Source organism: Flectobacillus sp. BAB-3569 (assembly GCF_002270355.1).
In the GTDB taxonomy this organism is placed as follows: Bacteria; Bacteroidota; Bacteroidia; order Cytophagales; family Spirosomataceae; genus Flectobacillus; species Flectobacillus roseus.
Genome location: NZ_NJFZ01000042.1, coordinates 96,195 through 110,954 on the forward strand (window position 1 = coordinate 96,195; position 14,760 = coordinate 110,954).

Below are 14,760 nucleotides of genomic sequence, written 5' to 3' on the forward strand. Positions count from 1 at the left end.
CCTCTGACTTATTCTTTCAAGCTTTTCAAATAGGCAATACTTTGTGGCACTTGAATATTTTGGATAGGGCTTTCATCCTCGATAAAATAGTGCTTAATTCCTAACTTCTTGGCCTTTCTGATAATACCCGCAACGTCGATTTGCCCAGTGCCTAAAGTCACATCATTGGTTACGGGAGTCGAACCAGAATGGTTTCCTTGTACGCCTTTACGTAAATCTTTTACATGAAGCATTTTGAATCTAGTGGGATACTTATCCAAAAGTCCTTCGGGATTGGCGCCACCATGAAACGCCCAAAGCATATCTAGCTCAAAAGAAACGTACTTAGGATTGGTACGTCGAGCTATGAAGTCAAACAGCGTTCCATCCTGATACGGAATAAACTCATATCCATGAATGTGATAACAGAAAGTAATACCATTTTCAGCCAAAACTTTTCCGACTTTATCAAAATCTTCTACCGCTTGTTGTGCTTCAAAAATATCAAAATCATCCTTGTGAGGTATCCATGCCACCATCACGAACTTTGCACCTAGTTTTTTGGCATTTTCAACCACACTCATAGGATTTGCAACAATCTCTTCATACCCAGCACCTGTCGAAGGAACCTTTATATTCCTATCTTTCAATAATTTAAGATACTCCGTTGCTTCCATTCCTTTTGGAACATTCCCTTCTAGTTCGGTGATTCCTAGGGCTTTGATGGTATCGAGTGTGGCTACTACTCCATTTGGAAAGCTATTTCTAAAAGTATAGGCTTGCGCACCAATAGGAAATGTGTAAAGTTTTTTGGTTTTTTGTCCGAACGTGTTTAAGCCTAACAGCAAAAACAACAAAAGCTGTAAATGTGAAATTTTTCTCATAATTAATCAGGAATTTTGAAGGGGTATGTACAGTAAGTTTTCCGCAAATTACTCTTTAATAATTAATACTTTATCTTGCTTTAGTATTAAAATAATCAAAATTTCAAATCCCCTTATTAACTATGAATAAACGTACCTTTCTTAAATCTTCTTCCCTGATGTTGGGAAGCGCTTTTTTACCCAAAATGATACTAGCTAACGATACTCCTCGCACCAACTGGGCAGGTAACTTACAATACAATGCCAAACAATACTTCGAACCCCAGACGATTGCAGAAGCACAAGAGCTTGTCAAAAAAACACCCATTATTCGTGGCTTGGGTAGCAGACACTCTTTCAATAGCATTGCTGATACACCAGCTGCTCAGATTTCGTTGAAATCAATGCAGAAAGTTTTATCCATTGATAAAGCAAACAAAGAAGTAACCATTGAAGGAGGTGCCACCTATGGTCAAATCTGTAAAGAAATCCACGAAGCTGGATTTGCGCTAGCAAATTTGGCCTCACTACCACACATATCCGTCGCAGGGGCATGTTCAACAGGAACACATGGTTCTGGTGTAAAAAATGGAAACTTGGCTACCAGCGTACGAGCCCTCGACATTATTACAGCGAAGGGCGATATCGTTAGTTTTTCAAAAAACGAAAATAATGATGCATTAAAAGGATCTGTAGTTGCTCTTGGTGGTTTAGGTATTGTTTCAAAAATGACTTTGGCATTACAAGACACCTTTGAGATGAAACAGTTGGTCTATCAAAATATGCCCATGTCGGCTTTGGAGAAAAACTTTGAAAGTATCGTTTCAAATGGCTATAGCGTGAGTTTATTTACAGATTGGCGTAATAAAAATGTCAATCAAGTATGGTTGAAAAAACGAAGCGAAGATGTTTCGACGCCAGATGCGGAGTACTTTGGTGCAAAATTGGCCACACGCAATCTGCATCCATTAGAGGACCTTTCGGCGGAAAACTGTACAGGACAAATGGGCGTATCTGGCCCATGGTATGAGCGAATGCCCCATTTCAGAATGGGCTTTACTCCAAGTAGTGGAAAAGAATTGCAATCCGAATATTTTGTTCCTTTCGAGCATGGTTACAAAGCCATGATGGCTATCGAAAAACTGCATGAAAAAGTAAGTCCACATTTATTTATTTCAGAAATAAGAACCATGGCTGGCGACGATCTTTGGATGAGTGCCAATTACCATCAACCATCCGTAGCTTTTCACTTTACATGGAAACAAGATTGGAATGCCGTTAAACAACTTTTACCACTAATCGAAGCGCAACTAGCACCATTCAATGCTCGTCCGCACTGGGGTAAATTATTTACTATGAACCCTAAAAAGCTTCAATCGCTTATCAAACCATTACCGCAATTTAAAGAGTTACTGGCTACCTACGACCCAAAAGGTAAGTTCAAAAATCCATTTATTCAACAGAATCTGTACTGAGGATTAAGGTAGAATTGTGAATGTAAAATGACTAGTTCGAGACTAAGTCTTGAACTAGGTTTTGCTTCAGTTTTTAAACTGTTTTAAAAAATAAGTCCAAGACAAAGTCTTGAACTAGTCATTTTCACAACTCATACTTAAACGGCTTCTATGCTTGGTGCTTTAAACTTGTACAAGTAAGGAGCCTTATTGGCTGCACCAGTGTACAGTTTTTCGATTCTTTCCAAAATATCCATGCCTAACATTTTTCGCTGAAAATTATTTCTTCGAAGTGGGTACCCCAAAACTGTCTCATAAAGACTTTGAAGCTCGGGCATAGTAAATGTTTCAGGCAATAAATTAAATCCCACCAATTTGGTATCCAAGTTGGCACGAAGACTCTCCAAAGCTTTATCAATCATTTCTCGATGGTCAAAAATCATTGGGGGCAAATCCTTTAAATCAAACCATGCAGCCTTGTCGCTGAAGGAATCTGGTGTTGGATTTACTTTTGAAAAATCTACCAAAGCATAATAGCCAATCGAAACGAAACGCTTGTTGAGCCAAGAATTTCTAAATTCCTCTGTATGTCCAAAATCAAGAATATCTGCCAAGGTATTGTTTTTGGAGCGCTCTTCATGACCAAATGTATGATATTGCTCCAAATAGATGTTTTCTAACCCTGTTCTTTCTCTTAAAATCCTCAATGCCGCTGGGTCGATACCTTCATCCATCCGAACAAAACCACCCGATAAACTCCACACACCCGAATCATGAACCCTCAAAAGTAAGACTTTTAACTGGTCTTGGTGAAAACCAAAAATGACACTATCTATTGATAGATGGGGAATAAAATTTTGTTTATTTTCCAAAAAACCATTCAAATCAATTTTTCTCTCCATGTGATACCTTCTACTTTTTAATTCGTAACTACAAGCTCAAAATAACTTTTATTGCTGTCAAACAAAGCACTTTGATTTTACTTTTTACTCTACACCATCGGTCTACACAATCATGGCGGATAATTACAAATTTATGTAAATATTTTGCTACTTCTAAAAAATCAAGTATTATTGTCTCAAAATGGGAAAATAATAAAAATATACCTTTTAAGAATTTAACTTATCCAATTAACACAACCCTTCAGAACACTATTCCAATGAAGAATCTTCTTTTCAATCAATGGAGAAAACTGAATCTCTTGTTGTTAGCCTTTGGCTGTACCATTCTTCAGTTTGGTACTTATGCTCAAAATGTAGGTAAACGAGTATTAGTTTTCAGCAAAACTGCTGCATTTAGACATGGATCTATCGAAGTAGGTAAAGTTGCTTTTCAAAAAATGGGAAAAGATAAAGGCTTTTCTGTAGACCTTACGGAAGATGCTAATGCTTTTACCAATGAGAATCTTCGCAAATACAATGCTGTTGTATTTTTGAGTACAACAGGTGACGTGCTTAATCCAACCCAACAAGCTGAATTTGAGCGTTATATTCAAGCAGGTGGTGGCTATCTGGGTATTCATGCTGCAACGGATACCGAATATGATTGGCCGTGGTATGGCAAGTTGGCAGGCGCTTATTTTCTTGACCACCCAATGACTCCAAGCAATGTTCAAAAAGGTAAATTCTTTGTAGTCGACAAAAACAGTTGGGCTACCAAGAATATGCCAAGTGAGTTTGAACGTAGTGATGAGTTTTATAGCTTCAAAAACATTAATCCTAAAATTAATGTAGTCGTAAAAATTGATGAGAAAAGTTATATCGGTGGCAAAAATGGAGATAACCATCCTATTAGCTGGTATCACGAATTTGACGGTGGTCGTTCGTTCTATACTGCTATGGGTCATACCGATGAAACCTTTGCAGAACCTCTTTTCCTAGACCACGTTTGGGCGGGATTAAACTATGTGATGGGTGGAGATTCGCCGAAGCCTTTGGATTTTTCAAAAGCTCGTCCAGAAGAAAACCGTTTTGCAAAAGTTATTTTAGAAGAAAAGCTCAACGAGCCAATGGAATTGAGCGTGTTGAATGACGGACGTATCTTGTTTATCGAGCGTCATGGAGCTGTTCGTTTGTATAATTTGAAAACAAAACAGCTTAAAACCATAGCAAACATTGAAGTTAGTACAAAATATAAAGATAAAGAGGGTAAAGTATCTGAAGCTGAAGATGGTTTATTGGGTTTGAACAAAGATCCAAATTTTGCTCAAAACCATTGGATCTATTTGTATTATTCAGACCCGAAAGAGTCTAAAAACGTTTTGGCAAGATTTGAATTAAAGGGTGATGAACTAGTGATGTCTTCAAAAAAGATTTTGTTAGATATTCCTACACAACGTGAGCAATGTTGTCATACAGGTGGTTCTATTGCGTGGGATAAAATGGGGAACCTCTATCTTTCGACAGGTGACAATACCAACCCTCACGGCTCAAATGGCTATAGTCCGAGCGACGAACGCCCTGATCGTGCACCGTGGGATGCTCAAAAATCTTCGGCTAATACCAACGATTTAAGAGGAAAAATTATTCGTATCAAACCTACGAATGACGGTTCGTACACTATTCCTGAAGGTAACTTATTTGCTAAAGGTACGCCAAATACTCGCCCTGAAATTTATACGATGGGACACCGTAACCCATTCCGTATCTCAGTTGACCAGAAAACTGGATATGTATATTGGGGTGAAGTTGGCCCAGACGCAAGCAAACCAGCGGCCGACCGAGGACCAGAAGGACATGATGAAGTAGGACAAGCGCGTAAACCTGGCAATTTTGGCTGGCCTCATTTTGTAGGTGATAATAAAGCTTACAATAAATTTGACTTCGTTAAAAATGTTTCATTAGAAAAATGGGATGCCGCTGCTCCAACTAATACTTCACCCAATAATACTGGCTTGAAAGTACTACCTCCTGCTCAAAAAGCATTTATTTGGTATCCTTATGCTGCTTCAGCTGAGTTTCCATTAGTTGGCAGTGGTGGTCGTAATGCTATGGCAGGACCAGTATTTTATAGTGAAGATTTCAAAAATGCTAAACGTGCTTTTCCAAAATACTACAATGAAAAGTTGTTGGTATATGACTGGATGCGAGGATGGATTATGGCTGTAACGATGGATAAACAAGGTAATCTGACCGATATGGAACAGTTTATGCCAAGCTATCGCTTTAGTAATCCAATGGATATGGAATTTGATGCTAATGGCGATTTGTATATGCTTGAGTACGGTTCGGGTTGGTTTACAGCCAACGACGATGCTCGTTTGATTCGTATCGAATATAACGGTGGTAATCGTAAACCAGCTATCCAAATGGCCGCGAACCAAATGGGTGGAGCACTTCCTTTCAAGCTTAGTCTTGACTCGAAAGGTACAAAAGATGCAGATGGCGACGCTTTGACATATTCTTGGAAAATTTCTTCGAAAAATGGCTTTAATAAAGTAATTACAACTCCATCAGCCGATGTAACACTTACAAAAGCTGGAATTTACAATGTAACATTGACTGTATCTGACGGGAAAGGTGGCATTAGTACTCAAGCCATGGAAGTATCAGCAGGGAACGAGCCTCCAGTTTTGTCTTTTGATTTACCAAAAAGTAACAAGACCTTCTTCTTCCCTAATAAATCTTTTGACTATGAAGTAAAAGTAAAAGACAAGGAAGATGGTAGTCTTGAAAACGGCAAAATCAAACCAGAACAAGTAGCCGTAAATATTGATTACTTGGCTGAAGGATTTGACAAAATTACCATTGCACAAGGTCACCGTTCAGCTGATGCCAGCACAGGTTTGGTAAAAGGTAAAAAATTAATTGATGCGAGTGATTGCCAAGCTTGTCATAGTATGGACAAAAAATCGGTAGGCCCAACTTACCGTGATGTGGCAAAAAAATACAAAGGCGATGCAGGTGCATTAGAGCGTTTGACTAAAAAAGTAATCTCTGGTGGTAGCGGTGTTTGGGGCGAAGTAGCCATGGCTGGTCACCCACAATTATCGACAGGTGATGCAGCTGAAATGGTAAAATATATCTTGAGTTTAGCTGATGAAAAAGCAAAAGAAACTCTTCCGACAAAAGGTAGCTTTACTGCAAAAGTTGGCGCTGGCGACAAAGGGCAAGGGGTATATATCTTGCGTGCATCCTATCAAGACCAAGGAGCAAACGGTATTCCATCGTTAAGCTCTGAACAAACTTTTACCTTGCGCAACCCACGTATCAGTCCACATGGATATGACCAATATGAGGCTGTTTCAAAAATGAGTTTTGGAGGAAATGAATTGATGATTCCAAGTAAATCAGGTTCTTACATTGTGTTGAAAAATGCTGATTTGACTAATATCAAACAATTAGAATTATTAGCGGCAGCGCCAAAAGCACAACTAAACGCCCAAGGGGGAAAAGTCGAAATTCATCTTGATTCACCAACGGGTAAGCTAGTGGGAGAGTCAACGTTCTTGGAAGCCAGTGACAAAGCAGGATTTGCTCCTTCGCCGTTAAGCGTTCCAATTAATCCAACAGAAGGATCGCATGATTTGTATATCGTTTTCCAAAATCCAAAAGCCGAAGGTTCTTTGATGGTAATTATGGGAACAGCTTTCAAAGATGAACTGGAAAATAGTGCTCCAGCACAAGCGGCTGAGCCAACCAAATCGAAGGACTTGAGCGATTATGCTGGTAAATACAAAATGACAGGATTACCTTTTGAATTCATTGAGGTTGAGATAAAAGATAATAAAGTCATCCTCAACGCTGGAGGACAAGGCGGTGCACTGACAGAACTTGAGCCAGATAAATATGACGCTGACGGAAAAGCAAAAGTACAATTTCTAAGAGATGACGCTGGAAAAGTCAATGGCGTTAAACTCGAAGCAATGGGTATGAGCTTTGAAGGTAAAAAACAGTAACATAAATACTCAATGAATAAGGGGAATGGCACAAATGTGCCATTCCCCTTATTCATTTTTAAGAAATTCTACTGAAAATCAGCAAACTACAACAATCTTATCCTATTCGATTTAGCTCATTTCTCAAAATCAAAATATGTCCAATAAACACTCCTGCTGGAACAACATAACTTTTGAAAACGAATATAAATAAAAAGTAAATCAGAGTAAACGCTACCAAACGTACAGTCAGCTTGTTCATCATCTGGTCTGGTAAACGGTAGCGACTCAATTGAAAAACTTGGTATAAAGAATATCCAAAACAGCTCCAATCAATAATTCTGAAATAATCATTGATCCCAGTGTGAAAATCACCTTTTAAAAAGAAGCCAAGGTCGACAAGGATAAAAATCATTCCTAATAAAATAACTGTTCTGATGATATAGGTACTTCTCATGCTTTAGCGATAGTTTGTGTTGATTTAGGTAAATACTTTTAGAGCGACACCCCAAAAGATTTTCACAAAAGTAAAGGGCTGGAAGAAATTCCCAGCCCTTTTTCTTTATTTCTTCACAAACTTTTCAGGTTTTTTATCAAACATCTCTTTACATACTACGCTACAAAAGCCATATTGCTTGCCTTTGTAGGTACTCGTAAACTTCGTATCTTTTTCAGCGTGCATTTTGCAAACGGGATCTTTTGCTTCCATTGCCACTGTCTCTTTTTTACTTTCACTCCCTGCTTTTTTGTCTTTAGGGGCTTGTTGGAAACTTGCTACAAGTACCAACATTGAGCATAAGATTGTCTTCATTATTGAATTTTGGATTAAAACATAAAGGTAATATGGGCACTTGTACGAGCATTTGCTTTTAATTCGCCCCTCGATAACTCTTGTGCAAAAGGCATCTGATGCGTTACGCCAAGGCTAAATTTCTTAAAAAATGCCTCACATCCAATATTTGCAGAGGCCATATAGCCACCAGTATCTTTGTTCACAATACCCTTATCATGGTCATTTTGAGCATATTCCCAATAAACGCCAGCATTGGGCATAAGGGTATTTCCTTGGCCAAAATCTTTTGCATAAAACGCTGTCAAGGCGCTTGTTAGCTTATTGCCATACCGATACTGATTACTATTTTCAGTATTGATCTTATAAGTCAAATCAGTATTCAACCCCCATCGATCATAACGAACTGTATAAATGGCATTTAGCAAAAAATCTGTGCTACCCGTACCTAATTGAAAGTTAGGATTAGCTACTTCTTCGGAGCTATTCAAATCATATTTAAACTTTCCAGTTGGAGCTTTTATCCCAACACCCAGCATTAAATTATGGTTTACGGTGTGTACTGTACTATCCCAAAAAGTATTTAGCACATTGTAATGACCTAATACTGTAATATCGCCCAATCCTTGAATAGTATTGGTAATATTAGGTAAAATCTGCGTTTGAGCATTAAAGTTATAAGGTACAAAAGCCAAAATTTGTACTTTCTTCAATGGATAAAATCGTCCCCAAAGTTCGGTCGTATGAAAACTTTCCTTGGTTTTCAGTAATTGCGAGTTGAGATGCGAATCAAAGTTTGAATAGCGATAACGCAATCCTAAAAAGCCTCGGTGAGATTGTGGCAGTATCCCAAAAAAGGCATTCCCATTGGAGCATCCACAAATATCACAAGCACGGCTTTCGTAAAAAAATGTACAACAGAATATGAGTAAAAATATCTTGAATCGCATAAAAACATAGTTAAAAATTGACACCCCTCCCTAAGATTATTGCAATCTTTTATCAGCTAAAAAGGTCTTGTCTGTCAACGTTTTTAGAAAAGCTATTACCTGCTTTTTTTGTTCATCTGTCAACGAAACACCACCTTTAAGTGCAGGGTCTAGATTTGGAGTATTCTGAACGTCATCGGTATAATGGTTCAAAACAGCCTCCAAGGTATAAAAACGACCATCATGCATATAAGGTCCTGATACTTCGATGTTTCGCAAACTCGGTACTTTAAATTTGTATTTGTCGGTTTCTAACTCGGTAATTTTTCCTCGCCCAAAATCCTCAGATCCTTGAATTCTCAAGCCATTATTACGGTAGGATTGATTCGTAAACAAAACACCACTATGACAAGAGGCGCATTTTTGTTCAAAAAGACTTTTGCCCGCCAGTTCATCCGCTGTAAAAACTGCCCCTGCTTCTTTTCTCATGACTTTATCGTATTTTGAATCAGCAGAAACCAAGGTCAACATATATTGAGAAAGTGCCTTCAAGAATCTTTGTGTATTGATTTCTTCTGTTCCAAAAGCCTTTTTAAACTGACTAGGATAGTAGGAAGTCTTGCGAAGTTTTTCAAGAATAACTCCAATTTTCTCATCCATTTCAACTGGATTTTCAATAGGAGCGAGGGGAACAAAATCTAAGTCACCAACACCACCATCCCAAAAAAACTCTGATTGCCAAGCCAAATTTTGAATCGGTAACGAGTTGCGGGCTCCTACTTTTCCATCAATCCCATGGCTCAAATCATGACCATGATGTGTAAAAGCAAAACTCTGACTATGACATTCTGAACAGCTAATCGTATTGTCGCGCGATAAAAGCGGGTCAGCAAACAAAGCTTTGCCCAATTCAAAGCCTTCGGGCGTAATAGGATTACGCGCTAAATCATAAGTAGGCGCTGGGAAATTACTAGGTTGCTCGAAGCGTATTGTTGGCGTTGTCTCAGATTTTGTACATGCTATCAGACTTAAAAAAGTCATCAAAAATATGAATTGAACACATTTCATCATTTCAGGTAGATTGATAATATTCCCACAAGCAATAGTCCAAATGAGAATAAATGAAATAGAAATAGCCAAAAAACTAATCTGCTTTCAGTAGTCAAACGGATAATTTCAAATAACCTTTCGGCAATACTTGGCTTGGGAAGTAACACAATTCCAGTGCCTTCAAGCCACTTTTCAAGTTCGTATCTTCTAAGCATTTCTTGCTATCTTGATTAGTCTAAACAGCGATAAAGGGACAAAGATTTTTGTCCCTCTATGTTATTAATTAGTCATTATGTACGTGGTCTACTACAAACATATTTTTGTAATTATTGGCAATCGGAGTAGCCAGTGCAGGAGACATAATTACAGCAGCATCTGCCAATTTAAGCGTTGTAGTACCAGAAAATACCTTAGTTACATCAGCCACAAAATGAATCGTCGGAGCAATACTTTTGCGCACGGTCATCGTGCTTGGCAATGAAAGCGTAACGGTTCTTAAATTATTGGCAGTAACACTGGTACGACCACCAAAACCACCTACATGGTATTGATATTTTCTCAAACCAGCTGCATTTGCAGCTACTGCTGACGATGTCCCTTCTAATTTCATGAAGATATAACCTGAGTTCCATGACCAGTACATACCATCATCTGAGAATCCTGCTGGGTCTAATACACCTGTACGTTCTTCTACTGGCGAAATACTCTTTACGCTATCTACACCAATAGTAAAGGTAACTTCCTTATAATCAGCCGCAGGAACATCTTTTAATGATTGAATCAAGGTTTTGCTATCTGCTTGACGAACCAAAAAATATTGATTTTTGAGGTCAACTTTACTACCATCAACTTTTTTCAATGAAACATTACTGATATAATAATTTAGAGTAGTAATCGTAAAATCCTCACCAGCAGCATTTTTAGCAGTGGTAGAACCCAACACAATTTTTTGTCCGCCCATCAAGTTATCAAACTCAAGACTTACATTGTTTTTATCACTTGCGCCAATTGGCTCTACATCATCTTTAGTACATGAAATTACCGTAAAAAACGTAAGAGCAATAATTGATAATGATTTGAATAAAGATTTCATTTTGTAAAATGTCTTTTATAATGTTTTTGATTTACCTTACAGGAAAGCCATCAGGCTCTGCAAAGCGTTTGTCTTTTAAAAAAGTGTCGTCTGTGAGTGTATTCAGAAAAGCGATAATCTTTCTTTTCTCCTCTGCGGTCATCTGAATACCTAAGCGCCCATTGGATTGTCGCAAAACTGGGTCTAACGTTCCGTAGTCTTGTACGCTCGCATCATAAAAATTCAATACTTCGAGCAAGCTTGTATACCGTCCATCGTGCATATATGGAGAAGAGGCTGCTACATTTCGAAGACTTGGCACCTTAAATTTGAATTTATCATTCGCATTTCCTGTAACTCTGAACCTTCCTTCATCAACTACAATTTGGAGTACTGGCTTTTCATTTACATATTCAATTTTTGTTCGCTCGAATTTTGAAAGTCCATTATTTCTAAAACTTTCATCCGTAAACAATACACCTTTATGACAATTTGAGCAACCTTTTGAGTTAAACAAACTCATACCATCAAGCTCATCTTGCGTAAAACTCGCCGATGCATCTTTCAGAACGTATTTGTCATAACGAGATTGATACGAAACTAAGCTCAACATAAATTGAGTGAGTGCTTTGAGCAAGCGATCCTTGGTAACGCCCTCAGAGCCAAAAGCAGCCTTAAACTTATCTTGATACCCTTTGTGGCGACCTACCCTAGCAACCACATTATCGATATCGTCATCCATTTCGTCAGGATGTTCAATCGGTAGTATAGGTTGTTCGTTTAAAGTAGCCGCTTTACCGTCCCATTGAAAACGCTCACGCCAAGCTAAGTTTTGTAAAGATTGAGCATTACGTAGACCGACTCTTCCATAAATCCCATGACTCAAATCGTGCATGTGATGGGTAAAAACGTAGGTTTGTCGATGACATTCCCCACAAGCAATGGTGCTATCTTTCGATAAGATTCCGTCGTAAAATAGATTTTTCCCTAAATCAAAGCCTGCTGCTGTAATCACATTAGAATCAATAGGATATACAGGCTTGGGGAAATGGCTAGGCGCTACAAAAAAAGTTTCAGGACTAGGTTCGTCCGCTTTTTTGTGACAAGCAACAACAACAAATAACCCTAAGATCAATAACAAATGTTTTTTCATGACTATCGTGATTCGTATTTAAGAAATCTATGGACAAGCGTAGGCAAAAGTACCACAAAAAGTACTTAAACACTCGCAAGTTAAAATCCTGAAATATAAAGCAATAGTCAATCCATGCCCTTAAACGAGCAATTCCATTACATTGTAGGAAACATTGGATTAGATTTTGGGAGGTTGAAAAATCCCAAGAAGAGGAGAACCGTATTTCGGCTCTAAATAAGAGAAAGAATGGAGCTTAGGAAGCTCTTCAAAAGAGCTATTTCCCGAAAAGTCAACAAGGTTGTTATCGAAGAAAAGTACTATTTCAGGCATCTTCTCTAATTTCTCAGAGGTTGCTTTTTGTTCTTTTTCTTCTTCAGCTTTTAACTTCTTTGCTAAAAAACATTTACCATCACAATGAAGCATAGGTCTGTTTTTGTTGATACAAAGCTCTTTGGCAATATAACTTTTGTTGACTTGGTAATACACCACAAAACTCCACTTGCTAAACAACGGAATGTTTAGTAAAAACAGTAGAAGTATTGCTATGACTTTGTTTACCATGGCGCAAAGATAAACCTGTAATTTGAGTCATACTACGTTTTTTTCAAAAAATGACAAGAATCAGGAATTGACCAACTGATACTTGCTTTTGTATGTAGTTTTGAATAAAGTAGTATTTTGACAAATTGGATTAAGGAGTTATGGCGTTTTATTCTTTCCAATATTAGTAACGTTATATCCCTTTTTTGTTATGATTTCATCATAATAATCCAATTTTTGACTCAATATCTGCCTTATTCGAGTGCTTTGATATTGTCGATATATTTCTTTCCAACAGGTAACTCAAGCTTTGATAATAGAACTTTGGAATGGTGGAATCCTGTGATTTTCTGTTTGTTAACGATATAGGAATTATGTATCCTTACAAAGATTTGTTCCGACAATCGGCTTTCGATTCCTCGCAGATTACTACGTGTTAAAATAGGGTAAGTTTTTTCATGAATATAGATTTTTACATAGTCTTTTAGTCCTTCGATATAGATGATTTCGTCGTAGAATATCTTGACTTTTTTGTACTCAGCATTTACAACAATATATTGCTGAGGCTCTTCTTGTGGTGGCAAATCTCTCAATTTTAATCTGTCCTCTATCTTTTTAAGAGCCGCTGATATTCTTTCTTTTCGAATAGGTTTCACCAAATAATCGACCGCATTTAGTTCAAAACCTTCTACCGCATATTGATTGTAAGCCGTTGTAAAAACCACTAAGGGAGGCTTTTCTAAAGACTTCACAAATTGTGTCCCTAAAATTTCAGGCATTTGAATATCCGAAAACAACACATCAACTTCTTGAGTTTGTAGAAAGTCTAGGACATCACTTGGGTCATGAAATTTACCCAGTACTTCTACTTCTGGAAATTGCAGTAAATCATCTTCCAAAATATTGAGCGCAAATGGCTCATCGTCAAGTAAAATACATCTAATTTTCATCTAGTGTAAGTTCAAGTTTTACCTCAAAATAGCCCTCTTGATTATTGATTTCTAAGGTGTGTTTTCGTGGATACAATAGCTCCAATCTTCGTTTGATATTACTCAACCCTATACCTTCTGAGTTGAGAGTGGTCTTTTTTAACAGCACTTTATTTTTGGATAAAAACAAAATTCCATGCTCGGTATTCTGTAAGGTGAAGATAATTTCTGGTGAATTTTTACTATCTATCCCATACTTAAAAGCATTTTCAACAAAATGGATAAACAGCAAAGGTGCAATACTATACTGCTTGATAGATGGAGACACTTGAAACTCCACTTTTCCCTCAATCGGCAAGCGCAAAGCTTGTAATTCTATGTAGTTTCTCAGATGTTCTATTTCTTTGTTGATGTCAACATTCGAATCAGTCACTTCATAAATAATATACCGTAATATTTCCGAAAGTTTAATAATAGTATCTTCCGAGTTGATATGACTTTTACGAACTAGCCAACGAATATTATTAAGAGTATTGAACAAAAAATGGGGACTTATTTGAAGCTTAAGCATATTTAGTTCTGCCACAGTTTTCTCAAGCTCCATCTGCTTATATAGTTCTTTCTGGCGAGCTTGCTCATTGTATAAAAACAACATCGTACTTGCTAAAATACAAATTGTGTAAAAAAATAAAGGCCCAATAATTCTAGCAAACAAGAAATCTAGTGTACCTACTTTTACAGGATGTGGTGGTCCCATCAACGAAATTAAATAATTGATACCCGCGTAAGTCAACCCTCCAAATAGTAAAACACTAAAGTATTTCCATCTTTTGACAGAGAAGAAAAGCTTTGGGCCAATATAAAGTAGATGCGAATAAAAAATAATCGCCCAGACAATCATGTTAGTCGTATGAGTTTTAAAAAAAGCAAAATCAAGCTTTTGAAGCTTGCTAGGTTCATACAAAAAAATGATATATGGAAACAAATAAAGGATTGTCCACGTAAGGATATGCCCAATATATGGTTTGATGGCTTGCTTAATCATGTTGTATACAATTTAGGTAGTTAACAGCCAGTTACTAGGCCAAAGCTAACCATTTGATAATAAGAATAGTCCTATTAAAAATGAAAGCTATTCATCAT

13 protein-coding genes are annotated in these 14,760 nt (G+C 37.5%); 2 read left to right on the top strand and 11 right to left on the bottom strand.

Translation table 11 applies throughout. From position 1 onward, the window contains the following. Nucleotides 1-8 precede the first annotated feature (8 nt). Nucleotides 9-863 (bottom strand): sugar phosphate isomerase/epimerase, encoded by an 855-nt coding sequence (locus tag BWI92_RS25430; RefSeq protein WP_095168256.1) that lies wholly within the window; start codon nt 861-863, stop codon nt 9-11. A 122-nt stretch (nt 864-985) separates the two neighbouring features. On the opposite strand from BWI92_RS25430, the gene BWI92_RS25435 reads away from it, so the two are divergent. After that, nucleotides 986-2,317, top strand: a complete 1,332-nt coding sequence (locus BWI92_RS25435) for an FAD-binding protein (RefSeq protein WP_095168259.1) — start codon at nt 986-988, stop codon at nt 2,315-2,317. Nucleotides 2,318-2,454: 137 nt separating this feature from the next. On the opposite strand, the gene BWI92_RS25440 is transcribed toward BWI92_RS25435, so the two are convergent. Further along, nucleotides 2,455-3,198, bottom strand: a complete 744-nt coding sequence (locus BWI92_RS25440; protein ID WP_095168262.1) for an NrtR DNA-binding winged helix domain-containing protein — start codon at nt 3,196-3,198, stop codon at nt 2,455-2,457. Nucleotides 3,199-3,455: 257 nt separating this feature from the next. Here BWI92_RS25440 and BWI92_RS25445 point away from each other — a divergent pair, with 257 nt between their 5' ends. Beyond that, nucleotides 3,456-7,193: a ThuA domain-containing protein gene (locus BWI92_RS25445; protein ID WP_095168264.1), complete on the top strand. Its 3,738-nt coding sequence runs from the start codon at nt 3,456-3,458 to the stop codon at nt 7,191-7,193. Between the two features lie 97 nt (nt 7,194-7,290). Here the strand turns inward: BWI92_RS25445 and BWI92_RS25450 are convergent, their stop codons facing one another. The 9 genes from BWI92_RS25450 to BWI92_RS25495 all read right to left on the bottom strand — a co-directional run bounded on the left by BWI92_RS25450 (nt 7,291) and on the right by BWI92_RS25495 (nt 14,662). Continuing rightward, nucleotides 7,291-7,629, bottom strand: a complete 339-nt coding sequence (locus BWI92_RS25450) for a hypothetical protein (protein ID WP_095168266.1) — start codon at nt 7,627-7,629, stop codon at nt 7,291-7,293. 105 nt (nt 7,630-7,734) lie between these two features. Further along, nucleotides 7,735-7,983 carry a YHS domain-containing protein gene (locus BWI92_RS27865; RefSeq protein ID WP_205749670.1) on the bottom strand — a complete coding sequence of 83 codons (249 nt, stop codon included), beginning with the start codon at nt 7,981-7,983 and terminating at the stop codon, nt 7,735-7,737. Nucleotides 7,984-7,997: 14 nt separating this feature from the next. Continuing rightward, on the bottom strand, nt 7,998-8,912 hold the full coding sequence (locus BWI92_RS25460; protein WP_095168268.1) for a hypothetical protein: 915 nt from the start codon (nt 8,910-8,912) through the stop codon (nt 7,998-8,000). Nucleotides 8,913-8,948: 36 nt separating this feature from the next. Beyond that, the gene (locus BWI92_RS25465; RefSeq protein WP_229363555.1) at nt 8,949-10,031 is read right to left on the bottom strand and encodes a cytochrome-c peroxidase; all 1,083 of its coding nucleotides are present in this window, start codon (nt 10,029-10,031) and stop codon (nt 8,949-8,951) included. Nucleotides 10,032-10,224: 193 nt separating this feature from the next. After that, nucleotides 10,225-11,034: an MbnP family protein gene (locus BWI92_RS25475; RefSeq protein ID WP_095168274.1), complete on the bottom strand. Its 810-nt coding sequence runs from the start codon at nt 11,032-11,034 to the stop codon at nt 10,225-10,227. Between the two features lie 31 nt (nt 11,035-11,065). Continuing rightward, the gene (locus tag BWI92_RS25480; protein ID WP_095168277.1) at nt 11,066-12,166 is read right to left on the bottom strand and encodes a cytochrome-c peroxidase; all 1,101 of its coding nucleotides are present in this window, start codon (nt 12,164-12,166) and stop codon (nt 11,066-11,068) included. Nucleotides 12,167-12,325: 159 nt separating this feature from the next. Further along, complete coding sequence (locus BWI92_RS25485) at nt 12,326-12,709, bottom strand: hypothetical protein (protein ID WP_095168279.1); 384 nt, start codon at nt 12,707-12,709, stop codon at nt 12,326-12,328. A gap of 233 nt (nt 12,710-12,942) precedes the next feature. Then, on the bottom strand, nt 12,943-13,638 hold the full coding sequence (locus BWI92_RS25490) for a LytTR family DNA-binding domain-containing protein (RefSeq protein WP_095168281.1): 696 nt from the start codon (nt 13,636-13,638) through the stop codon (nt 12,943-12,945). Then, nucleotides 13,628-14,662, bottom strand: coding sequence for a sensor histidine kinase (locus BWI92_RS25495; protein ID WP_095168284.1), 1,035 nt, complete (start codon nt 14,660-14,662; stop codon nt 13,628-13,630). Before BWI92_RS25495 ends, BWI92_RS25490 begins: the two co-directional genes overlap by 11 nt. Nucleotides 14,663-14,760 lie beyond the last annotated feature (98 nt).